This window comes from Nostoc sp. C057 (assembly GCF_013393925.1).
In the GTDB taxonomy this organism is placed as follows: Bacteria; Cyanobacteriota; Cyanobacteriia; order Cyanobacteriales; family Nostocaceae; genus Nostoc; species Nostoc muscorum_A.
In genome coordinates, this window is record NZ_CP040281.1 from 1,287,667 (window position 1) to 1,310,049 (window position 22,383).

At 40.4% G+C, this 22,383-nt stretch carries 23 protein-coding genes; 14 read left to right on the plus strand and 9 right to left on the minus strand.

The annotated features are described in order from the left end of the window. Positions 1-92 precede the first annotated feature (92 nt). From FD724_RS05485 to FD724_RS05495, 3 genes are all read right to left on the minus strand, one after another. Positions 93-764, minus strand: a complete 672-nt coding sequence (locus tag FD724_RS05485) for a rhomboid family intramembrane serine protease (RefSeq protein WP_179075418.1) — start codon at positions 762-764, stop codon at positions 93-95. A 119-nt stretch (positions 765-883) separates the two neighbouring features. Beyond that, entirely contained in the window at positions 884-1,603 is a 720-nt protein-coding gene (locus FD724_RS05490; RefSeq protein WP_179071860.1) for a rhomboid family intramembrane serine protease, read from the minus strand. Between the two features lie 112 nt (positions 1,604-1,715). Beyond that, positions 1,716-2,219 carry an MEKHLA domain-containing protein gene (locus FD724_RS05495; protein ID WP_179075419.1) on the minus strand — a complete coding sequence of 168 codons (504 nt, stop codon included), beginning with the start codon at positions 2,217-2,219 and terminating at the stop codon, positions 1,716-1,718. A gap of 157 nt (positions 2,220-2,376) precedes the next feature. On the opposite strand from FD724_RS05495, the gene FD724_RS05500 reads away from it, so the two are divergent. Beyond that, positions 2,377-2,997: a hypothetical protein gene (locus FD724_RS05500; RefSeq protein ID WP_179071861.1), complete on the plus strand. Its 621-nt coding sequence runs from the start codon at positions 2,377-2,379 to the stop codon at positions 2,995-2,997. A gap of 13 nt (positions 2,998-3,010) precedes the next feature. On the opposite strand, the gene FD724_RS05505 is transcribed toward FD724_RS05500, so the two are convergent. Then, the gene (locus FD724_RS05505) at positions 3,011-3,613 is read right to left on the minus strand and encodes a Uma2 family endonuclease (protein ID WP_179071862.1); all 603 of its coding nucleotides are present in this window, start codon (positions 3,611-3,613) and stop codon (positions 3,011-3,013) included. Positions 3,614-4,096: 483 nt separating this feature from the next. On the opposite strand from FD724_RS05505, the gene FD724_RS05510 reads away from it, so the two are divergent. The 3 genes from FD724_RS05510 (at position 4,097) to FD724_RS05520 (ending at position 6,733) form a co-directional block, all read left to right on the plus strand. Further along, positions 4,097-4,609, plus strand: coding sequence for a hypothetical protein (locus FD724_RS05510; RefSeq protein ID WP_179071863.1), 513 nt, complete (start codon positions 4,097-4,099; stop codon positions 4,607-4,609). A gap of 63 nt (positions 4,610-4,672) precedes the next feature. Next, positions 4,673-5,101 carry a hypothetical protein gene (locus FD724_RS05515; RefSeq protein ID WP_179071864.1) on the plus strand — a complete coding sequence of 143 codons (429 nt, stop codon included), beginning with the start codon at positions 4,673-4,675 and terminating at the stop codon, positions 5,099-5,101. A 36-nt stretch (positions 5,102-5,137) separates the two neighbouring features. Continuing rightward, the gene (locus tag FD724_RS05520; protein WP_179071865.1) at positions 5,138-6,733 is read left to right on the plus strand and encodes an ABC transporter ATP-binding protein/permease; all 1,596 of its coding nucleotides are present in this window, start codon (positions 5,138-5,140) and stop codon (positions 6,731-6,733) included. A gap of 125 nt (positions 6,734-6,858) precedes the next feature. Here the strand turns inward: FD724_RS05520 and FD724_RS05525 are convergent, their stop codons facing one another. From FD724_RS05525 to uvrB, 3 genes are all read right to left on the minus strand, one after another. Then, entirely contained in the window at positions 6,859-7,185 is a 327-nt protein-coding gene (locus tag FD724_RS05525) for a DUF1330 domain-containing protein (protein WP_179071866.1), read from the minus strand. 273 nt (positions 7,186-7,458) lie between these two features. Then, complete coding sequence (locus FD724_RS05530) at positions 7,459-8,019, minus strand: Uma2 family endonuclease (RefSeq protein ID WP_179071867.1); 561 nt, start codon at positions 8,017-8,019, stop codon at positions 7,459-7,461. A 10-nt stretch (positions 8,020-8,029) separates the two neighbouring features. Next, entirely contained in the window at positions 8,030-10,027 is a 1,998-nt protein-coding gene (gene uvrB / locus FD724_RS05535; RefSeq protein WP_179071868.1) for an excinuclease ABC subunit UvrB, read from the minus strand. Positions 10,028-10,280: 253 nt separating this feature from the next. On the opposite strand from uvrB, the gene FD724_RS05540 reads away from it, so the two are divergent. The 7 genes from FD724_RS05540 (at position 10,281) to FD724_RS05570 (ending at position 16,480) form a co-directional block, all read left to right on the plus strand. After that, positions 10,281-10,745: a hypothetical protein gene (locus FD724_RS05540; protein ID WP_114084725.1), complete on the plus strand. Its 465-nt coding sequence runs from the start codon at positions 10,281-10,283 to the stop codon at positions 10,743-10,745. A gap of 349 nt (positions 10,746-11,094) precedes the next feature. Continuing rightward, on the plus strand, positions 11,095-11,277 hold the full coding sequence (locus tag FD724_RS05545) for a CsbD family protein (protein WP_069070399.1): 183 nt from the start codon (positions 11,095-11,097) through the stop codon (positions 11,275-11,277). 333 nt (positions 11,278-11,610) lie between these two features. Further along, entirely contained in the window at positions 11,611-12,051 is a 441-nt protein-coding gene (locus tag FD724_RS05550; RefSeq protein WP_179071869.1) for a hypothetical protein, read from the plus strand. Positions 12,052-12,163: 112 nt separating this feature from the next. Continuing rightward, positions 12,164-12,685, plus strand: coding sequence for a hypothetical protein (locus FD724_RS05555; RefSeq protein ID WP_163927012.1), 522 nt, complete (start codon positions 12,164-12,166; stop codon positions 12,683-12,685). Positions 12,686-13,036: 351 nt separating this feature from the next. Next, positions 13,037-14,113: a PEP-CTERM sorting domain-containing protein gene (locus tag FD724_RS05560; RefSeq protein WP_179071870.1), complete on the plus strand. Its 1,077-nt coding sequence runs from the start codon at positions 13,037-13,039 to the stop codon at positions 14,111-14,113. A gap of 324 nt (positions 14,114-14,437) precedes the next feature. Next, a complete protein-coding gene (locus FD724_RS05565) occupies positions 14,438-15,076 on the plus strand; it encodes a histidine phosphatase family protein (protein ID WP_179071871.1) in 639 nt (212 codons plus the stop codon). Positions 15,077-15,352: 276 nt separating this feature from the next. After that, the gene (locus FD724_RS05570) at positions 15,353-16,480 is read left to right on the plus strand and encodes a succinylglutamate desuccinylase/aspartoacylase family protein (RefSeq protein ID WP_179071872.1); all 1,128 of its coding nucleotides are present in this window, start codon (positions 15,353-15,355) and stop codon (positions 16,478-16,480) included. 111 nt (positions 16,481-16,591) lie between these two features. On the opposite strand, the gene FD724_RS05575 is transcribed toward FD724_RS05570, so the two are convergent. After that, on the minus strand, positions 16,592-17,674 hold the full coding sequence (locus FD724_RS05575; RefSeq protein ID WP_179071873.1) for an ATP-dependent 6-phosphofructokinase: 1,083 nt from the start codon (positions 17,672-17,674) through the stop codon (positions 16,592-16,594). A gap of 281 nt (positions 17,675-17,955) precedes the next feature. Between FD724_RS05575 and era the strand changes: the two genes are divergently transcribed. Both era and FD724_RS05585 read left to right on the plus strand, forming a co-directional pair. Beyond that, positions 17,956-18,930, plus strand: a complete 975-nt coding sequence (era, locus tag FD724_RS05580) for a GTPase Era (protein ID WP_114084731.1) — start codon at positions 17,956-17,958, stop codon at positions 18,928-18,930. A 196-nt stretch (positions 18,931-19,126) separates the two neighbouring features. Next, a complete protein-coding gene (locus FD724_RS05585; protein WP_114084732.1) occupies positions 19,127-19,804 on the plus strand; it encodes a response regulator transcription factor in 678 nt (225 codons plus the stop codon). An 875-nt stretch (positions 19,805-20,679) separates the two neighbouring features. Here FD724_RS05585 and FD724_RS05590 read toward each other — a convergent pair. Further along, positions 20,680-21,249: a DUF3611 family protein gene (locus FD724_RS05590; RefSeq protein ID WP_179071874.1), complete on the minus strand. Its 570-nt coding sequence runs from the start codon at positions 21,247-21,249 to the stop codon at positions 20,680-20,682. Between the two features lie 603 nt (positions 21,250-21,852). On the opposite strand from FD724_RS05590, the gene FD724_RS05595 reads away from it, so the two are divergent. Further along, a complete protein-coding gene (locus FD724_RS05595) occupies positions 21,853-22,326 on the plus strand; it encodes a TspO/MBR family protein (protein WP_179071875.1) in 474 nt (157 codons plus the stop codon). Positions 22,327-22,383 lie beyond the last annotated feature (57 nt).

Sequence of the window (22,383 nt, forward strand, 5' to 3'; positions counted from 1 at the left end):
CGCATTCTCCCTGGGTAAGTAAGCAAAGGTTAACGCAGAGGTTTGATAGCTAGCAATTTTTTCGCTATGAATTTAGACAGAAAATGCTGTATTTAGTCCTGCCGAAACAACCCAAATAGGGGAGCAAGAATTACCCCAAAAACAAAACCCCCGATATGCGCCCAGTAAGCAACTCCACCTGTTTGCACTGTCATGTGGGCGGCTGTTTGTAGGGTAGCAAGACCAGATATAACATTCTGCACAAAGAAAAGTCCAATGATCACTAGTGCTGGAATTCTGATGGTAGTGATGAAAATCCCCAAAAAAACCAAGGTCATGACTTTAGCGTGGGGAAAGCGGATGATATACGCACCCAAAACTCCAGAAATTGCACCACTTGCCCCCAAGGAAGGAATCTCAGAATTCATACCAATAAACCATTGGCATAAGGCAGCTAAAGCACCACACGCCAAATAGAAAATTAGATATTTGGTATGACCTAATCTATCTTCAATATTGTTGCCAAAAACCCAGAGGAACAACATATTTGAGATTAAGTGCCACCAACCACCGTGTAAAAATTGCGACGTAAATAATGTTATCCACTCTCCACTCAAATTGGTGGTTAACTCTTGAGGTACTACCGCATATTGACTTAAAAACTGACTCAATTGTGCATTTGATAGGCTCACCTCGTGGAGAAAAACTACAATATTCATGCCAATTAACCCGTAGGTGAAATACGGGGTGATTCGCGTCGGATTTTCGTCGTAGAGGGGAAACACAGGTGTTTTTCCTAAATTATTGGCTAATTGCAATATAGCTTGTAAGGCTAGCAGTTGCGAAGCTTAGGCAATGTCACCTAATTAAATCAATCAGACTGATTGATAGTTCCAACAACAAATTACTTATACCAAGATTCTTCCTGTGATTTATCGTTAAACAAACCCAACAGAGGGCCGAGAATTGCCCCAAAGACAAACCCACCTGCATGAGCCCAGTAAGCAATACCGCCGCTTTCCATACCGATGTTGGTACGTGTTTCGAGACTAGCAAGCCCGTAGAAAGCTTGTTCAAGAAACCAAAATCCCAAAAAGAAATATGCTGGGACACGGAAAGTTGGGAAGAAAATTCCTAAAGGCACTATGCCGAGAACTTCAGCATTGGGAAAGCGGAGAATGTATGCTCCTAAAATGCCTGCGATCGCACCACTCGCACCCAAAGATGGAATGCTAGAATCTTGAGCGAAGAACCACTGTGTTAATGCTGCCAAAACACCGCAAGATAAATAAAACAGTAAATATTTTGCATTACCTAACTTATCTTCAACGTTGTTACCAAAAATCCAGAGGAACAGCATATTACCTGCTAAGTGCAAGAAACCACCATGCAAGAATTGCGAGGTAATCAAAGTTGCCCATTCTGGTACTGGTTGGTGTACGGAGATACCACCAAAGCTGAGGGTGAGTTCTCGTGGAACTACAGCCGCAAGGTGTAAAAACCCATTCAATGCTTGTGGGGGAAGACTTGCTTCATAAAGAAAAGCGAGGACGTTGGCAGCAATCAACCCATAAGTCACATAAGGCGTGATTTTTGTCGGATTATTATCGCTAATTGGAACCACGGGCGTTTTTTCCTGATTTTAAGACAGCAATTCTACAATACGGAATTTTGTAAGTAGTTTCTTCTACCTCGTGGATGGATCTCGCTTTGATATTTGAGATTTATTCTAGGAGTTACCCTGAAGCAGTAGGCTTCATACGATCGATAAATTTCCAGTTAGAGAAGAAAGCAGCTTGACCACACTGCTGATTGTGTTCATCTAAAACGTTCCATAGGATAGTATCTTCTATGTAAAAAAGTTTACCAGTGCTAGAAGTACGGATACCGGAATAATTCTTGATGAAGCCTTTAGTTGCTGCTTCTGATAATAAGCGATCGCGTTCTTCCTGTACTACCTCTTCAGCCGATTGGCGGGAAGGCATTCTGGTAAATTCTTGCCAAGAAAGCTCCCATAGTTCCAACGCTTTGCGATTACCATAGTTGAAAATTGGGTCTGACTCAGTGCCGTGAGAGACTAATACAAAAGGTGCTTCAAATAATAGTTGTGCTATTTCCTGGGGTACACCATTTACATCCAACAAAAAATTTCCCGTCCAATGATGAAAACTCTTTATTAGGCACTGACTATGGTGAATAATTGCCTCTTGCTGCCAGGGAAATTCGATAATATCGGTCATGAGAAAATTAATACGTGGCATCAAAATTATGACATGAAACAGTTTTTTTAAAGTTAACGCTTCAGGAAATCAGCAACGCGTAATATTTGGAAGATTGACATACTCTCCTCAAAGCTGAAAATATGTAAGTTAATTCTTTATATAGGCTTGGCAACTCATGTTTTTTTCAAATTCTCTGGAAAATCAACTCCAGCGCTGGAACGAAACCATTCATAATCAGCCAGAAAATCCTAACGCTTACATTCGTCGGGGTATGGTTAACTTTCAATTGGCGAAAATTGATGAATCTATTAAAGATTTTGATATAGCAGAGGAACTGGATACCCGTATTAAACCCTACCTCTGGCAACGTGGGTTATCGTATTATTATGCAGAAAGATTTGCTGAGGGCGCTGAACAATTTGAAATAGATTTGACTGTGAATGCTCAAGATGTAGAAGAAACAGTATGGCGATATCTCTGCATAGCTCGTTCGTTAGGTGTTAAAGAGGCACGTAAATCTTTACTAACTGTGAAAAATGACCCTCGACGCATTATGCAGCGTGTATATGATTTGTATGCTGGAGATTGTACACCAGATGATGTTTTAACTGTTGGTCAATCAGAAGCGATAAAGGGAAATTTTTATAGTCATCTCTACTTGGGATTATATTATGAAATCGAGAATAATATTGGTTTAGCTCAGGAATATATAGTTAAAGCTGCTGATAATTACAAGATTGATGATTATATGTGGTATTTAGCGCAGGTACATAAAATACTGCGAGGATGGATATAGTAAAGTGTTAATCTCAATTTTCAGTGGCTTCAGTTTCAAACTGCACTTGTCGATACAAATGGATTATCGCAATTTCCACATCCACCGATTCTAGCCGCAATATATCGTCCAAATTATACTCTAACAGCACCCATTTCCCCTGTTCATTGCGCCGAAATACTTCTACAATCGGTTGAGCTACTTGTACTAAGACATATTCTTGCAAGGTTGGAGATTGGCGATATTTAGCAAACTTTTTTCCCCTATCGGCTGCTTCAGTTGAAGGTAATAGCACTTCGATAATTAAGCAGGGAAATTGTACTAATTGTGGATCGGTATCTCGCTCATCGCAAGTCACCACCACATCTGGATAAAAATACTTTTGCCCCGGTTCTACCTGCACCTTCACATCTACAATGTACACTTCGCAGGTGCGTAGGCGTAGCCCGTCGTAGATATCGGCTAGGGCATCATCTAGAAGCTTTGAAAAATTCAGAGAAATCCAATTATGGTTGCGTGTAGCACCACTCATCATCACAACTTCGCCATCCCAATACTCGTAGCGTTCCTCTTGGGTAGGTTCCCAAACTAGATATTCTTCTGCACTCATCAAAATGTTGTCGGGTAAAGCAACCATTGGTGCTGATCTCTTAATGATTGACTTTATTTAGGATAGCGAAAAAAGGGCGTTCTCTTGATTGCTACCCTGACCAAGCACTAATGTCTCAGCATTTTATCTGGAAAATGCTTGCGATCGCTACTATGCAGAATCGTTTATCTTTAAATCTGATTTTGAATCTGAAACTGTTACTTCAATAGGTTTTTCGGGAATTCTACAAATATGGCTCTTTAGATTTCTCAGCCCAATTAGGAGCAGGAAGATAGAAAAAACTGGATAGATAAAGGAGGTGAGAGAGATGTGCGATCGCATATCTCAGTAAAGCAGTTCGATAACGCATTTTATTTAACGTCTATTGAGAAAGAAAGTTGATGGTATCTGCCTCCATGTTGCCGCTAAAATTACCAGTCATACTCTGCGTCTTTTTCTGCGTCAGCGTTTTGGTATTGATGTCCTTACTTTTGAACAGCATCCTGTGGCTTAATTCACATAAGGCGTATCATGCAAATTCTCACAAACTTTCCCAGCTTAATCGACCGATGGCTTCGCTATCAATTCCAAACAATTCTAGTTGTATGTTTTTTAATTTGGACACCGCTTCTAGTCGTAGAAACTTTGCAGATTCAACATTCTTGTCATCCCATGATTCACTGGTCTGGTACACTCCCGGCAGAGTGCCAACCTAAACTGCTGCAATTTAATTCTAGTTCATCTAAAAAACCTGAAACTCGGCGCGATCGCTCTCAAGAACAAAAACAAATAGCAAAGAGCGATCGTAGTCCATCACCTAAACCCTCGTCCACTCCTCAACGTCAAATACCTAGCATATCTCCACCATCTCAATCGCCAGAGAGAGAAGATGTTCTCAAGATAGCAAAAGAGCATCCAGACATCACAGGCGGTGTTATTGGAATTGGAGTTGCAAGTCTTATGGCTGTTATTGGCGGTGTTCCCCTAGCTGTCGCCGTCGGAATTGGTGCAGTAGTATGGCTTGCAATTAAAACAGTGCTTTAGCAAAACTATCTTAATTTCCAACTTTGTCGAATATTTCACGAAATAAAAGAGTAATCAACCAAAATGCAACCTTCTAACAACCCTCAACAATCTCCCGACCTTGTGCAATCCTCCTCCAACAACCCGCAGGTCGTTCCAGGTTCAGACGGACAAATACAATCTCATCCTAATCCTATAGAAACTCCAGCCGTTTCCTTAAAATTTCTCGGTTCAGGATTTTCATTACACCTGAATAAATGGGTTGTTTTAGGAGTTTTAGGAGTTGCAATGCTTGCCACATTCTTTTTGATAACGAAAGGAAGTGAATTTTGCTTATTCAGCACTTGTATACCACCAATTGATTCTAGCAACTCACTTGCTCTCAACTTTTGGGGATTTGCAGGAGGAACAGCAGCACTCGTAATTTTAACCACTTTTTTCGGTGTTTCGTTAATGCCTGCTGTTGCTGCTTCCTTTGCGGTTTGGTTTCTAATGCAAATGACACTCCATTAATTCTAAATCTTATCTATATTTCTCCTCAGACAAGCTATGAACATTATTGAACTTAAGCACGTTTCCAAAGTAGTTCCCGAAGGATTCCAGCAAAAACCTATCTTACAGGATATCAATCTGATTGTGCAGCGAGGCGAATTCATCTGGTTGCGCGGGGAAAATGGGGCTGGCAAGACTACTCTACTGAATCTGATTTTAGGGTTACTCAAACCCAGTAGTGGAGAAGTTGAGCTAATGGGACTTTCACCACAGAGTGCTAACTCAAAAATCCATGTTGGAGTAGCTTTCCAAGATGTACAGTTTCCAACAAATGTTAAGGTGAAGGAACTTGTTGAAATATTGAGAAGCTACTACCCTAACCCACTTTCAACTGAAGAAATATTGAACAAAGTTAATCTTAAAGATGAAGAAAACGATTGGGCAATTAAATTCAATGGTGGGCATAAACAGCGACTTAATTTTGCCCTTGCTATAGCAGGCAATCCCGAACTACTCGTCCTTGATGAACCAACTAAAGGGCTAGATGAACCGGGACGTGAAAAATTTTGGCAGGAAATCAAACTCTGCCGTCAACGAGGAATCACTATTATAATGGTGACGCATTATAAATCAGATTGGGATATATTACATACCTTAGCAACTCGCCATGTCACTGTTCATAAAATTACTGAAAGTCCCCCTGAAGGGCAGCTAACAGAAGAACTAATAAATTTAGAAGATAACGCTTTATTAGGTCAGCCTGAAAATACTATAAAGACAGAGAATTTACCTGAAACTTCTTCTCAAAACATCCAACGGATTTTTCAACAACAGTTCTGGTTTGAAATCCTTCAACTACTTCGGACTCCAGTCTTTTTAATTGCAACACTCGCACTGGTGGGATTCGTCCCGTTGTTAAAATTGCAAGGATTGAAAGGAGAAGCGGCAACAGAAACAGTCGTTTACCTGTCTGCTATCATACTTTTCACGATTGTCATCGACCGACTGGGTAAACGAATTGCAGTTGAGCGAGCGGAAAAATGGCTGAAGCTTTTGAGAGCCACACCTTTACCACCATCAGTATATATGGCGGCTAAGATTGCCACCTCGCTTCTCATTTGTACTGTGAGCCTTTTATTAATCTTCGGATTAGGAAGCTGGCAACTTGAGATGAGAATGGATTTGACTCAAGGGTTAGCTCTGATATCAAGCTTAATCTTAGGAATTATACCTTTTGCCATTCTCGGTCTTGCATTGGGGTACTTGTTAAACCCCAAAAGTGCTGATTCTATTCTTAGCCTATCGCTAATTGTTATTCCTGTTGCTTGCGGTTCAATTCCACTTCCAGTACCGCAAATCGTCCAAGATTTAATTGCATTCTCGCCGTTCTACCACTTTCGGCAATTAATTTTATCGGCGGTTAACTTGAACTACGATAACCACCTAATTCTGCATTTACTTTGGCTACTTTGGGCTTGTGGTACTTTTGGTTTATTGGCGGCTTGGCTTGGTCTTATCAGCGCGATCGCACCGTTTAGTAGCTTCAACAGGATTAGCACAAGAGATAGGGTGCATCGATGTATTCCATCAAGATATTTCTCTGCACTCATCAAAATGCGATCGCGTAAAGCAACTATCGGCGCGATCTCTTAATGATTCAGTTTATTTAGGATAGCGTAGCCAGATAAAGCTATGAGTATCTAAAAGGCGATCCAAAGTAAACATAATGTATATTTATCTAGATGTATATTTTGGATCAAATCGGACAATCGATGATACTAACCTTTTGGTAAATACGGTATGGTTCCTGCAACATCTGTGTCGTCGATTATATGGAATCTGCTGATACTACCAGCCTGGCGAGCTTGACGATATTTTGCATAGGCTGGATCGTTAACAAACGCTTGCACTGCTTCCGCAGAAGGAAATTCCAACAAAGCAAGCAATGTTGTTCCTAATTCCTCGCCTTCAATAGTCGTAATATTGCCACTGCGGGAAAGGTATTTCCCTCTATGATTATGTACGATATCGTGGACATTTGCTGCGTAGTCCGAAATCCAGGCATCATCCGTAACCTTAACGTCTGCAATTAAATATACAGCCATGATGGTTCTCCTTTAGTTAGTTAGATAACTATATTTGCTGAGTATTCAAGAAAAGAACTCTAGCAACAAAAGTATTTAGAGTATGTGTTCGCCCTACAGCCCTTCGGGCATCCTACGGCAGGCGTTGGCGTTCGCGGAGCGTGTCGCAGACAAGCCATCGCTTTTACTTCTCGATCATACTTGAGACTGGAATCAGCTATTTCAATTTAGGCTAATATTTAGTCAGCATGAGATTCACGTTAACGTCTTAGCATTTTATCCCGCAGATGCTTTCTAGATTTTTCGCAACAATTCCCGAATAGTGATCGCACATTCACCAAAAGCTAAAGGTGAAATTGTCACATCTTCTGCAAATATGCTCTCGCTGTGGTATCCGTCTGGACTAGGGAGACGATACATATACAACTTGCGTCCATTCACATCTAAAATCCAGTACTCAATAATACCTGACTTAGAGTATGCGATCGCTTTTACTTCTCGATCATATTTGAGACTGGAATCAGCTATTTCAATCAGTAAAAACACTTCGGAAGCATTGGGATAGTGATCCTCATAATCTGATGGATTCAGCTTCACTACTGAAATATCTGGTTCTGGTTCCGAATAATCATCAAGTTGCACTGGTGACTGGATTCTTAATAAAACTTTGTTAGCCAAACGTTGACGTAATAACCTTTCTGTGCGGGTAATTGCTGATTCGTGAGCAGTACCTTTTGCTGACATTCTGATGATTTGTCCCGCGATTAATTCTAAGCGTTCTTCAGGATGAAAAATCCCCGTTTCCGCCATTTTGTGATATTCTTGAACACTAATTAGGCGAATATTGGTGAGCATAAAATTCACTTTAACGTCCTAGCATTTTATCCCGCAGATGTTTAATGCGATCGCGCAATTTCCCAGCCTCTTCAAATTCCAGTTTCTTCGCCGCTTCTTTCATCTGTGCTTCTAACAGAGTAATCAACCCTGGAATCTGTTCTAATGGCAGTTCATCTATATGTTCATCTACAACTTTCAAGTCAGTTGCATTTAACCGCCGAGATACATCTAAAAAAGCCAAAATCGCATTACTTGATTTTTTGACAATTGGTTGTGGTGTAATTCCATGCAGTCGATTATGTGCTGTTTGAATACCACGCCGCCTGTCTGTTTCATCAATGGCTTTAATCATGCTACCCGTCATATTGTCGGCATACAAAATCGCTTGTCCTTGGACGTGACGCGCGGCTCTACCAATAGTTTGAATTAAGGAACGCTCGGTTCGCAGGAAACCTTCTTTATCTGCATCCATAATTGCTACTAAGGAAACTTCGGGTAAATCCAAGCCTTCCCGCAGCAAATTCACGCCAACCAAAACATCAAATTTCCCCTCGCGCAAGTTCTGCAAAATCTCAATGCGCTCAATAGAAGTAATCTCAGAATGTAAATACCTTACTCTTATACTGCGGTCTTGCAAATATTCGGTTAAATCTTCCGCCATCCGCTTGGTTAATGTGGTAATTAACACTCGTTCATGGCGATCGGCTCTATCTTTAATTTCGCCTAACAAATCATCAATTTGTCCTTCTGTAGGACGCACAGAAATTTCTGGATCAACCACCCCAGTTGGTCGAATTACTTGCTCAATTACATGGTCTTCAGAAACTTCTATTTCCCAAGTTCCGGGAGTTGCGGAAACAAAAATACACTGATTAACCTTTTGCCAAAATTCTTCTGCTTTCAAAGGACGGTTATCAGCAGCACTAGGAAGCCGAAATCCATGTTCAATTAAAACTTTTTTTCTCGCTTGGTCGCCGTTATACATACCGCGAATTTGGGGCACGGTTACGTGAGATTCATCAATAATTAATAGCCAATCTTTGGGAAAATAATCAATTAAACATTCTGGTGATTCTCCAGCTTGTCTTCCTGCTAAGTGACGTGAATAGTTCTCGACACCGTTGCAGTAACCTACTTCGCGCAGCATTTCTAGGTCATAACGTGTACGTTGATCTATGCGTTGCGCTTCTAATAGTTTCCCAGCTTGTTCTAAGTCTAGTTTTTGCTGTTTCAACTCGGCGGCGATGTCGTGACAAGCTCCTTCTAAGCGTTCTTCTGGGGTGACAAAGTGACGCGCCGGGTAAACATTCACTGCTTCCAAGCTTTTGAGAATTTCCCCTGTCACCGGGTCAATGTAGCGAATCGCGTCAATTTCATCACCAAAGAATTCGACACGAATAATTCGGTCTTCATAAGCTGGGCCAATTTCTAAGACATCACCACGGACACGAAATTTTCCCCGGCCCATTTCTATGTCGTTGCGGCTATATTGAACATTTGCCAAATCCCGTAAAATTTGGCGTTGATTTACTTCCATACCTATTTGCAGAGGTATGGCAGCTTTCAGATATTCTGCTGGCATTCCCAAACCGTAGATGCAGCTGATGGAAGCAACGACAATGACATCACGACGTTCAAACAGCGATCGCGTCGCTGAATGCCGCAACATATCTATTTCATCATTAATCGCTGCCGTTTTTTCAATATAAGTGTCGGTAACGGGAATATACGCTTCTGGCTGATAATAATCGTAGTAGCTGACAAAATACTCGACTGCGTTGTTGGGGAAGAAATCCCGCAACTCGTTACAAAGCTGTGCAGCCAAGGTTTTGTTATGCGCCAAGACTAGGGTTGGCTTGCCAATTTTCTCAATAACTGCTGCTACCGAAAATGTCTTACCAGTTCCAGTGGCTCCTAGTAAAGTTTGATAACGGTTGCCTGATTGGATACTAGCAGTAAGTTGTGCGATCGCTTGCGGTTGATCGCCTGTGGGACTAAAGGGAGCTTGAAGACAAAATTCTGTCATACAGTTTTGCTGGAAATACCCTATCTCATGGTGACAATTTCACCCTGTATCCATTGTAGCTGGCTTATCAGACCATACAAATGGCAATAATTTTTTACAAAACTTATTAATTAAAATTTACTTATGTATCAGTTTTAAAGATACTTATATCTATGTGAGGTTTTTTAAGGTTAAACTTTAATATATATGGGAAAAAATTTCATCTTTCCTTAATTATTGTAAAATTCAATTAACAAACCAGAGGTCTTCGTTTATGACTATTAGCAGCGCTGGCAAAGCAATCAATTCTCGGCAAAAGCCTGCCAAGTCTCCAGGGGAAACTACAGAGGAAGTTGAAAATCAACAAGACCAGAGCTTGAATGCAGATAAAGTCGAGGAAGTTACTGAACTGCCAGTGGGAGCTTCTGGAACACTCGCCATTTCTGGAATTCGTCCCATAGGCGCTAGCGACTTAGAAGTTGCTGAACACCTGTCAATTGCTGGAGTGCGTCCTGTTAGCACCAGTACATTAGAAGTAGTTGAAACCTACAACTCAATGGGTATTCGTCCAATTGGCGCTAATACATTCCAAGTTGTTGAAAGTATTAATCTCTCTGGGATTCGTCCAATTGGCTCAAGTTTATTGGTAATTGATGAAAGCTATTCCACCTTCGGTAATCGTCCAATAGCATCAAATGAGATTGACAATTCTGAAAGCCTGATGGGTTTTCTAGATTAGACAAAAGAAATATCCCCATAACTTTATTAACCCAGTTTCTATAGGAATCTGGGTTTTTTATTTAAATAGTCAAAAGTAGAAATTACGATATTCGCCCTTTTTCTATGTCTTTTAGCATAGGTAACTAAACTGTTATTGCTTTAATTTACATTCAGTCAACAGCCATAACGCTTACTATGACTACCTTTCTTAATTACGAGTTAAGCATTAGGAATTACGTTTTTTTTAATATGTCTTGTGGTGGAAGGCTTTAGCAAAAACTTTAAGCTACTGTGTAAAAGTAATCACAAAATATTTCAAAGTTAGTTATAGCTTTGAAAGGAATTTTTTACAAAATCAGGAGTACAAAATGAGTATTGAAGATCGCGCTAAAGCTGCTGCTAAAAATGTTGAAGGTAAGGCCCAAGAAGCATTAGGAAATATCACTGGAGATCCAGAAGATAAAGCCAAAGGTAAAGCAAAACAAGCTGAAAGCGAAGTCCGTCATGGGATTGAAGACGTAAAAGATAATGTGAAGAAAAATATTGACTAACAATTCATAATTTTTTTTGCAGAAACTCTAGGGATATCAATGGGGTGGATTCCATTTTTGCAAGAAAGTATGAAGTGTTCAAGATTCATTCAATGCTATATATTTTTCTTGTCATCTTAGCAAGCATGGAAAGATAAAGGACTAGCTTGATTGGCATAACTCTTGCAGAGGTGTAATTTATTACTCCTCTGCATTACAAAATAAATTTATTAATTTAGAGGAATAACCTCTATAAATTCCAATTTTATAAATGTCATCTAAATGTAAGCAATTAGTTTGAACGTACAACTTATTCTATCTGTTATTTAAAGTGTTTTTTCAGGAGGTAAAAAAATGATTCTGTTTCAACAAAGTCGCAAAATATTGGCGACTTTCCTTTTAATTGGAGTATTGATGATAACTACCGCCTGTGGTGGTGGTACTGTGTCACAAGTTGACCGCCCAACAACTCCTTCAGCAATTGGCCGAGATGTAACTTATGCAGAGTTGGAGCGAGGCAATACTCCAGGCGGACAAACCTTTGGTAACTGGGTTGTGCAAACATCTCAAGGGTTAGTTCAGGACGCTTATGTTCGTGATAACAACAAACTAGGTGTTGTGATTTCCCCTAAAGTTAGTCCTAACGAAGTGCGACCATTAGCAAAATCCTTAGTTCAAGGTTTTCGGAAGAATTTTCCCAATCAAGACTTAAAGGTTTTGGTTTATGCGCCTGATAAGAAATTGATTTTGACTACTGAGTATGATGTTCAGACTAATCAAGTTAAGTATAGCTAATTGCTGTATTTGCAATGAAAACTTGAAGAGAGTTTGATGAATTGGAATTTAGAGTTATGGCTTGGAAATACCAGCCATCAAAATAATTTGACGAAAAAAGGAGATAAGTAAAGTGGCAAGTAGCGAACAGTATAAACGTCAAATAATGAAAGATTTGGCTCAGGGTGATGTTGAATCTTTAGATGATACTACAGCCGAATCAACGGCGGAATATCAAAATTTTGATGATTTCGCTCAACGGACAACACCAGATCAACGTCGGCAGTTATTTGGTCGATCTTTACATCCAGATCGGATTCCAACTAGCCAAATGGAGCCAGAATTACAGAATGCGATCGCACAAATTAAACCCAATGAACGGGATGATGTAGCAAGAGCATTTTTCAAACACTTGAAGGAAAGAAAGCTTGACGAGAAGCATCTAGAGCAACAGTTGGGGCTTTCTACACACCACGCCAGCCGCATGACTGCTGATGATGTTAGCAAACTCGCGTCTTTCGCATATCATAACCACCCCGATATTTTCCGCGAAGTGCTGGCAGAGCAACCAGGGATTATCAAGTTTCTCAGTAATCCTGTAGTAGCAGGTATTCTTGGCATTGCAGCGGCTAAGTGGTTGGGTAGTCGCAAGTAACTTCTGAATTTTGAGTGTATAAGTAACAAAGTCAGGTGAGTTATGCTCACCTTTATTTTTCGCCTATTTATTATTTGGTAAAGATTATATATAAAGTATTATTAAATTATTTTTAGCCAAATAAAATTCACATAAATCTTATATGTTTTTTTATTTAACTGGGTAATAACCTTATTGTTTGTAGCTTATTAGCTGCATTTTAAAAGGTTTTGATCAAATATATATTTTAAAGTTTTCATAAATACAGGTAATTTTTTGTTGAAAATATTTTTTTTTCAGCGATATTAACTTTGGAATTTACGAAAAAACACGTAATTTTCCCTAGCATCACAAATAGTCGTAATGATTGTCATGAGTAGATTTAAGGTAAGACAGAAGTTACAGAAATATTTTGCTGCTGACATACACAAAGCTACTTTAAGTACATTTGTATTCTTTGGTGTCAGTTTTGGGTTTGCTGCTTTAAGTTCGCCAGCATCCGCAAGTTTGTTGTTTCGTGAGAGCTTCGACAATGCGGCACTTTCCATAGATGCTTTTGGTAGCACCAGCAACAATGGTACATTGCAAACAGATGTACCTGTAGGTGCAACTGTTCTCAAAGCTTATCTTTATGCGTCTTCCGTTTGGGAGAATTTTAATGGGCCTGTAAGTGACGTCAAACTGAACGGTAATTTGTTGAAGGTTGCTGATGCCTTTCTACTCACGCCCGATGAGAACCCAGCAACTACTGTACGTTGGGATGTTACCAGCCTTCTCAGCTCTTTGGGGGGTTTACAGAACCATACTATTGAAGAGCTAGGAGACAATGACGGTGAAACTTTAGTTGTGTCTTATCAAGATGCCACTACCATCGGTTTGTCGTCTTTTATCTTAGACGGCGAACTATCTCCCACAGGTGACACAACCAGATTGAATTTTGATAAACCTTATAGCGGTGGCGATTTTATAGTATCTTTTGCCGATACCTATAGCTTTCAGCCATCTGGTCAATTCACTATTGTGGACGTGACAACAGACTCTACTAGCTCTCGACGCTTAACTAGCTCTGCTGGTGGTCAGGATGATGGAGAATCATCTAATGGCGGTCTAATCACTGCTGGTGGTATTGGTGATAGTTTGACCAACCCAGATCCATTTGCCTCTGATTCTGGCGGTTTTAAGACTGATGATGAACTTTATAACCTAGCCCTTGGTAATAGCAATGATCCTAATCCTTTTATCCAGTCAGGTGATACCTTCATCGAGTTAAATACTGTAAACCCAACCAATGATGAGAATGTGTATAGTCTGTTTATTACCAGCAAATTCAAAACTAAAGTGTCTGTGCCCGAACCTTTAACTACATTGGGTTCATTAACAGTTGGTGGTTTTGGTCTAGCTTTCTGCCGCAAGTACAAGCAGCAACGAAAAGATACCGCAAAAGCTTAGGTTAACAACTTCTAAATAGGTAAATAAAGTATGTTAAATGTGGAGTTAAAAATTCATAACTCCACACTTAAGACTCTGTTTCATGTATTCTTTAATGAAAGATTGCATAACATCACCTGAAAATTAATTTAATTTCTGCTGCTGCGCCAATGCCTACTCAAAGAGTAGCTATATTTACGACTGGCTGTCTAGTGACGCAACTTTACACAATCTGAAAATCATTCCAAAACTCAAAAAATTGTAGTAATATACCACAGGCATTAACTATCTTCAGCTACATCTGATTGTTAGCGCTCTTAAATTTACAATCGATGAGAATATACCGTGAGCCTAACTCTTTATTTCCTCCGTCACGGACAAACAGAATGCAGTCGCAATAATTACTTTTGCGGTTCAATAAACTCAGAACTTACTTCTGAAGGCTTGGAGATGGCAAAGGCTTTTGCAGAGACATATAGTTCTATGGATTGGACAGCAATATTTTGTAGTCCAATGCAACGAACTGTATTGACAGCAAAACCCTTATGTGAAGCAATAAATATAGAACCACAACTCAGAGATGGTTTGAAGGAAATAAACTATGGTAAGTGGGAAGGAAAAACACCAGAAGTAATTAGTCGTGAATATCACGATGATTATATTCGCTGGTCAGCAGATCCCGCTTGGAATGCTCCAACTGGTGGAGAAATGGCGGTTACAATTGCTTCTCGCGCCTTGCAGGTAATTGAAGAAATTAAACAAAATTACAGTAGTGGCAATGTTTTAGTTGTTTCACACAAGGCAACCATCAGAATTATTCTATGTAGTGTACTGGGGATTGATGTGGGACGCTTCCGGTTTCGTTTGGGATGCCCTGTGGCTTCGGTGAGTATTGTAGAATTTAGTTCACATGGGCCGTTGTTAAAGGTTTTGGCAGACCATAGTCATTTAGATGAAAATTTGCGAAATTTACCAGGAACGTGAGAGGAGAGACGCGATTAATCGCGTCTGTACAATAATATTATTTTTAACTTACTCTGCCTCACTATTGGGTTAGATTTTTATAGGACTTACGCACGATTTACGGAATAACGTAGACACGTTCGCGTAGCGTCTCGTAGAGAAGTGGCTTGCCGCAGGCTACCACAGAGGCACAGAGGGCACGGAGAAATCAGAGTTTGAGAGATAATTTGCGTAAGTCCTATTTTAATTCAGTACAGATACAGCGATAATTTACTCAAATCATCACCGAGTTGTTTCATGCTGCCAGTTATTGAAAGCATTGTATTACGTCAAATGGCTTCGGGCGATCGCCTATACTTACAACTATACAAATTCATCGGCGCTAAACCTGGTAAAAAGGTATACATTCAATCTAATCTACACGGTGCAGAAATTGCTGGTAATGCAGTAATTCATCAGCTAATTGAGTTTTTATTAACAATAAATGATACAGATTTAGCTGGAGAAATTTGGCTGGTTCCCGTTTGTAATCCGATGGGGACGAATGAACGCGCTCAACATTTTTCTCCTGGGCGATATTGCGTTTATGAAGCTAAAGATTGGAATCGCATATTTTGGGATTACGAGAAAGAAGCTGATGATTTAGTAGCTTTTACTAAATCTCAACTTCACATTGATCTAGAGGTCGTTCGACAAAATTATCTAACTATAATTAAGCAAAGTTTTGCGAAAATTTTAGAAAAAATTAATTCTTCTAGTGGTGTACCCTATACTGAGCTTTTTGCCTACAAGCTACAAAATCTGAGTTTAGATGCAGATTACTTAATTGACTTACATAGTTCTACAAATCAAGCTTTAGACTACGTTTATTACTTCCAAAATCGAGAAAACAGTGCAAAATACTTTCTACTTGATTTTGGAATATTGCTTAATAAATATGATGGTGATGCTTTTGATGAAGCTTTTATCAAACCTTGGTTAGCGCTAGAAGCTTGTTTTAAAGAGTTGGGTAGAGAAATCAAGTTTGATGTGGAAGCTTGGACACTAGAATTAGGCTCAGGAATGCAAATGAACCCTGATTCAGTATCCAAAGGTATACGGGGTGTGAAAAATTATTTAGTGCAAAAAGGTGTATTAGAAGTTTCTAATTTATCAGATGGCATAAAAACTCATGATATGACTTTTGCATCTAGCAGCAACCGGAAAAAATATTATGCGATCGCAGGTGGTATGATTCAATCCAGAATCGAATTAGGTAGTACAGTCAAAGCTGGAGACAAGCTCTATCAAATTCTCAGTTTTAATAAAGAAGGTCAACTACCTACTGTAATTGATGTCTGCGCTCACCATGATGGATTAGTTTATGATGTCGCAACCAATCAAGCTGTAAATGAAGGCGAGTTTGTATTGGGAATTGTGAGTTAGTCATTTGTCATTTGTCATTGGTCATTTGTCATTGGGAGTTTAGAGTTTTTTAACTCCTCACTCCTCACTCCTCACGGGCTAAACGCCCCGCTACCGCTAACAGCACTCACTTCAGTCTCCCAAATAAATACCCATACCACGAGCGGTTTTAACTAAAGTACCATTGGGATCGACGGCGCTATATTGAGCGATCGCTTCGGTAATTGGTACACTTAATACTTGGCGATTTTGCCATGTCACCATGCGATCGTATTTACCCTCTGCAATGAGATTAACCGCCGCTACGCCAAAGGCTGTTGCAACTAATCTATCTAGTGGCGAAGCAGTTCCACCGCGTTGAATGTGTCCTAAAACTGTAACTCGTGTTTCTACACCGATGTGTTCAATAATTTTATCTGCCAAATATTCACCAATTCCACCATATCGAGATTGACCTAAGCGATTTGTAATTGTCACATTTTCACCATCGTGGGTACGAACCGCTTCAGAAACAATTATCAAACAATAGTTTTTGCCTTTCTCTTGGCGTTCTTTGATTTTGTGGCAAATATGCTCAACGGTGTAAAGGATTTCGGGAATTAAAATTACATTTGCTCCCCCCGCAATTCCCGCAGCTATTGCTATGTGTCCGGCATCACGCCCCATTACTTCTAAAATCATGACTCGGCTATGACTTGCAGCAGTAAAATGTAACCTATCTAGTGCTTCTGTGGCAATATTAACTGCTGTATCAAAACCGATAGCGTGTTCAGTAACGCCAATATCGTTATCAATGGTTTTGGGAATACCTACTAGATTAATGCCACCTTGTTGGGCAAGGCGACGGAGAATTGCCAAGCTACCATCACCGCCAATACCAATCAAAGCGTCTAAACCTAGCTCATGATAACCTGCAATAATTTCTTCGGAGCGATCGCATAAACTACCATCCGCCATTGGAAAAGCAAAGGGGTCGCCTTTATTGGTTGTCCCCAACATTGTGCCACCCGCAGTTAATAGCGAGTCAACTTGATCAACTTCCAGTTTTGTGAATTGTTGTGGACGCGCCATTAATCCTAGAGTCGCTTGACGAATTCCCAAAACTTCCCAGCCGTAAGTATCCACTGCACAATTTACTACAGCCCTAATCACAGCATTTAAGCCAGAACAATCACCTCCACTGGTAAGAATTCCAATGCGTTTGGGTTCTTCCATATTTTTTATTGACATTTTGATCCAGATATATTGAGTAGTCGATGAAACTTAAGCCAAAATTAGCAACAGATTAAACCTAAGTTAATGCGCTCCTTGTAATGCCAAAGTAATTTTATGTTTGTTTTGTATCTAAAAACAAAACAAAGTTATCTCAGCTGTAAAATATAGGTGTAGAGCCAGTAGTAGATTAAACCTCGGCAAAAGCAATCCCTAAAAATGCCAGGGTAATTTTATGCTTGTTTTGTGTCTAAGAAAAAACCAAGTTATCCCAGCTGTAAAATATGAGGGTGGAGCCAAAGGTGACTAGTATTGATAATTACAACTTCTCTTTTTCAGGAGAAGTAACAATCCCACAGGCTCCTCCTGATTTTAAATCAGGTTTTATCGGCATTGTTGGTCGTCCAAATGTCGGTAAATCTACTTTGATGAATCAATTAGTAGGACAAAAAATTGCCATTACCTCACCGATAGCACAAACTACACGTAACCGTTTGCGCGGTATATTAACTACACCAGAGGCGCAGTTAATATTTGTAGATACGCCAGGAATTCATAAGCCCCATCATCAATTGGGCGAAGTATTGGTGCAAAATGCCAAAATTGCCATTGAATCGGTAGATGTAGTCCTATTTGTGGTAGATGGAGCAGTAGCTTGTGGGTCAGGCGATCGCTATATTGCCGAATTGCTCAGTCGTAGCAAAACACCGGTGATTCTGGGCGTGAACAAAAGTGACCAACAACCGGACGATTCTCAGTATTTAGATGATAGTTATGCCCAGATGGCCCAGTCACATGAATGGGAAATCGTGAAATTTTCTGCCAAGACGAGTGCAGGATTACCGCAACTTCAAGAGTTATTAATTGAACATTTAGAAATTGGGCCGTTATATTACCCGCCAGATTTGGTAACAGACCAGCCAGAACGCTTTATTATGGGTGAATTAATCCGAGAACAAATTTTATTGTTGACTCGTGAAGAAGTACCCCATTCAGTAGCGATCGCTATTGACCTAGTAGAAGAAACTCCCAGCATTACTCGTGTACTTGCTACTATCAACGTTGAGCGTGATTCTCAAAAAGGCATACTCATTGGCAAAGGCGGAGCGATGCTCAAAGCAATTGGTAGTGAAGCCCGCGAACAAATCCAAAAGTTAATCGCTGGCAAAGTTTACCTCGAATTGTTTGTCAAAGTTCAACCAAAATGGCGACAGTCGCGGATTAGTTTAGCAGAGTTAGGCTATCGCGTGGAAGAATAAATTAGTCATTGGTCATTAGTCATTGGTCACTTGTACTGAGTTTCGACTGCGCTCAACTACCGCGTAGTCGTAAAGCCTGCGGCATAGCTACGCTTAGGGTGCAGCCTCTCCAAGAGTTGTATTGGTTAAAAAGGCAAATGACAAAGGACAAATGACTAATGACAAAGGACAAATGACTAATGACTCTTAATAAATAATGTCTTTAGATACTCGCTATCCCTTAAATTTACCAGCCAATGCTCCGCCATTGCGGGTGTTAATTGTCGAAGACGATCCGATGATGCAATTGGGATTAGAGCAATCATTAATGGCTCATCCTCAGTTAGAGATAGTTGGACAAGCCGAAGATGGTTATTTGGGAGTTCAAGCCGCACTGCAACTGAAACCCGATTTGGTGGTTATGGATATTGGGTTGCCGCGATTGGATGGCATTGCAGCGACACAGCAAATTAAGGCGGCCTTGCCAGCAACTCATGTAGTGATGCTGACATCTCATCAAACGGAGACAGAAATTATTGCTGCACTATCTAGCGGTGCAGATGCGTATTGCATCAAAGGTGCAAGTGTGGAACGATTGTTAAGTGCGATCGCAGCCGCAGTTGATGGTGCAGCCTATCTCGATCCCCAAATTGCGCGGCGAGTAATTGATAATCTCAAACCACCTACACCTACCAGCAACAACGCCAATTTATCTGGGCGCGAGTTAGAAGTGTTGAAACTCATGGTAGACGGGTTGAGTAACCCAGAGATTGCTGAAAAACTCTATCTCAGTCCCAACACCATCAAAACCCACGTGCGGGGGATTATGAATAAATTAGCAGTAGACGATCGCGTGCAAGCAGCAGTTGTGGCACTGCGTTCTGGGTTAGTTTGATTTCTGCAAACCGCACACTCGAATTGTCCCAGCAAATCCAATACAGTTCAGTTAAGCATCTCTTTCTTCTCTCTGCGTTCTCTGCGCCTTCTCTACGAGACGCTGCGCGTTGGCGGAAGCCTCTCGTAGAGAAGGCGGTTCGTTAAAAAAACGACTTTGGTAACAGAGTTTTAGCCTTAACTGAACCGTATTGCCAGCAAATTATCATTCTCTACGCAGCCCGTAGCACAATACACTTGAGTTAAGACTTGATCGGGACTTACGCATCTTTGGCTTTCAAGTCTGCCCGACTTTTAATCCCATTTACAAGTAAAGGCGTACTTATGTACGCCTTTCTAGCCGATTCATTTGTTGCCAAAATTTTTGAAAAATAGTCTACCTCAATGCATTTTAGTTAAAAGAGTTTGAGAATTGATTGGGGTCTAGATTAGTAGGAAATAATAAAATTTCCTTGCCTTCTAAGTTTGCCTTCTGGTGAAGCAAAATTGCCTTTTCCAAAGAACAATATTTAATTGGAACCCATCTGTCGCTATAAAAGTAGACAGTTACTCGGCTCATTGCATACTCTTTCAACGGCAGTGGAAGAGACCAGGACGTGTCCACAGTTTGAACCTTACCTGTTGAGTCCATGCTTTGAACCTCAGTTATTAAGTATATATACTTTGACCCATTAGGATGATTTAAAGTAACTGTCATAAGTTACAAGAAACTGCCTTGAAGCTGAATCTTTAGGTAAAAATTAGAATAATTAGAACTAACCTAAAGACATGGGATAAGTCAGTCTAAACTTATCATTTTTGGGTTCAAGGCTCATGGAATTCAAAGACTCGTTCACGAGTATCAAAGACTCATCTGACGAATTACGCATAGCGGTACTAATGTTGATGCACTCGTTCAAGCAACCATAATGAAGCAACAGTACCCACAAAGTGAGCAGCAATCCCAGTGATGTCTGCCACAACTACAAAAACATCCATCGGTCGAATAATGTTATAGGGGTTGGTGATTGCCACTCCTGGAGGTTGGGATATAGATTTTGCTACTAGCACGAACACGGTTGAACCAGCACCTAAGAGAGTTAATAATATTCCTACTAAACTCACAATTATTCCCAGTCGGAGGATTTTAGTTGTATTTGGCTTAGTGGGATGCAAAGCTGGATTGGAATTTTCTAAAGCTTTGCCTATGCGGGTGTAACGAAAGTTCCAATAGAGACTGAATAACAATAGTACAATTCCGCAGACAGCCCAAAATATACCAATTCCAAGACCAGCATTCTGTTGCTGAACAAATTCACGACCAGTCAAAGCAAACAACAAAGCTAAGACAGAAACCACTCCAATTGCCAATTGCAGCCAGAAAGAAATCCAACCTGTAAGGCGAATAGTATTACCAATTCCTCTAGTTTCTGCTGGTAGCGATCGCACTTCTGATTCTGTTTGCATAAAAATTACCTTCATCCCCTACTGCCAAGAATATTGCCCCGGTTCGCGCCATACCCCCATCTTTAGACATAATCACAACATCCTGGGGAATAAATAAGGCAGGGGCCCAATACTTCTCGGTTAAGGGGAAAAGGGGAAAGGGGAAAGGGAAAAGGGAAAGAAAAAACCCTTAACCCTTACCCTTTAACCCAATACAGTTCAGTTAAGCATCTCTTTCTTCTCTCTGCGTTCTCTGCGTTCTCTGCGCCTTCTCTACGAGAGGCTTCCGCCAACGCGCAGCGTCTCGTAGAGAAGGCGGTTCGTTAAAAAAACGACTTTGGTAACAGAGTTTTAGCCTTAACTGAACCGTATTGCCCTTTAACCTTTTCCCCAAACCCGATTCCGAGTTAAAAATGCTTTACCCGAGCAGTATTGGGGGCCAAGGGGGAGAAAAATTACCTCTTTCCCTTCTGCCTCTTCGCAATGCTTATAATTTAAAGTCCTGCCAAACGATGTCAAGGTTTCAAACTCAGGGACGATGAAGAATTAGCAATTAAATTGACAAAATTACACTATAAAGAGTGATATTAAGCGATAGATAGCGCTTGTAAAGGACTAACGGGCATGATTAAATCTTGGATGGTGATTGGGGGCGTGGCTTTCTTGGTTGCTTTAGCCGCTAACGTGATTACGCCTAGCGATCGCCAATGGTTCAAGCGCTTACAACGACCAAGATGGCTAACTTTTGAGGGCGCGATTCCAATTATCTGGACTGTAATATTTATTTGCGGTGCTTGGTCGGCTTATATTATCTGGGAAAAAGATCCAGGAAGCACCTCAACCTGGTTAATCATGGGTTTATATCTGCTGTTAGAAATAATTACTATCGCTTATACGCCTGTAATGTTTAGGCTTCGCAGTCTGAAAGTCGGTACAGTTCTTGGAGGCACAGGTTTTATCATTAGTGCTTTATTGATAATTGCGATCTTAGGTATTTCTGGTTGGGCAGCATTGCTACTAGTTCCTTATTTGCTGTGGAGTCCCATTGGTACTTATACCACTTGGCAGATGATCAGTCTCAATCCTCAAGATGCCTAAAATTCGCACCAACGAATGATTAAAGCTATGCCCTAAATTGTCAAACTTGCAGTATAT

Bases quoted from the DNA above. Each gene is read 5' to 3' on its own strand.
- FD724_RS05495 (WP_179075419.1), bottom strand. From the start codon at position 2,219: ATGACCGATATTATCGAATTTCCCTGGCAGCAAGAGGCAATTATTCAC.
- FD724_RS05500 (WP_179071861.1), top strand. From the start codon at position 2,377: ATGTTTTTTTCAAATTCTCTGGAAAATCAACTCCAGCGCTGGAACGAA.
- FD724_RS05505 (WP_179071862.1), bottom strand. From the start codon at position 3,613: ATGGTTGCTTTACCCGACAACATTTTGATGAGTGCAGAAGAATATCTA.
- FD724_RS05510 (WP_179071863.1), top strand. From the start codon at position 4,097: ATGCAAATTCTCACAAACTTTCCCAGCTTAATCGACCGATGGCTTCGC.
- FD724_RS05515 (WP_179071864.1), top strand. From the start codon at position 4,673: ATGCAACCTTCTAACAACCCTCAACAATCTCCCGACCTTGTGCAATCC.
- FD724_RS05520 (WP_179071865.1), top strand. From the start codon at position 5,138: ATGAACATTATTGAACTTAAGCACGTTTCCAAAGTAGTTCCCGAAGGA.
- FD724_RS05525 (WP_179071866.1), bottom strand. From the start codon at position 7,185: ATGGCTGTATATTTAATTGCAGACGTTAAGGTTACGGATGATGCCTGG.
- FD724_RS05530 (WP_179071867.1), bottom strand. From the start codon at position 8,019: ATGCTCACCAATATTCGCCTAATTAGTGTTCAAGAATATCACAAAATG.
- uvrB (WP_179071868.1), bottom strand. From the start codon at position 10,027: ATGACAGAATTTTGTCTTCAAGCTCCCTTTAGTCCCACAGGCGATCAA.
- FD724_RS05540 (WP_114084725.1), top strand. From the start codon at position 10,281: ATGACTATTAGCAGCGCTGGCAAAGCAATCAATTCTCGGCAAAAGCCT.
- FD724_RS05545 (WP_069070399.1), top strand. From the start codon at position 11,095: ATGAGTATTGAAGATCGCGCTAAAGCTGCTGCTAAAAATGTTGAAGGT.
- FD724_RS05550 (WP_179071869.1), top strand. From the start codon at position 11,611: ATGATTCTGTTTCAACAAAGTCGCAAAATATTGGCGACTTTCCTTTTA.
- FD724_RS05560 (WP_179071870.1), top strand. From the start codon at position 13,037: ATGAGTAGATTTAAGGTAAGACAGAAGTTACAGAAATATTTTGCTGCT.
- FD724_RS05570 (WP_179071872.1), top strand. From the start codon at position 15,353: ATGCTGCCAGTTATTGAAAGCATTGTATTACGTCAAATGGCTTCGGGC.
- FD724_RS05575 (WP_179071873.1), bottom strand. From the start codon at position 17,674: ATGGAAGAACCCAAACGCATTGGAATTCTTACCAGTGGAGGTGATTGT.
- era (WP_114084731.1), top strand. From the start codon at position 17,956: ATGAGGGTGGAGCCAAAGGTGACTAGTATTGATAATTACAACTTCTCT.
- FD724_RS05585 (WP_114084732.1), top strand. From the start codon at position 19,127: ATGTCTTTAGATACTCGCTATCCCTTAAATTTACCAGCCAATGCTCCG.
- FD724_RS05590 (WP_179071874.1), bottom strand. From the start codon at position 21,249: ATGCAAACAGAATCAGAAGTGCGATCGCTACCAGCAGAAACTAGAGGA.
- FD724_RS05595 (WP_179071875.1), top strand. From the start codon at position 21,853: ATGATTAAATCTTGGATGGTGATTGGGGGCGTGGCTTTCTTGGTTGCT.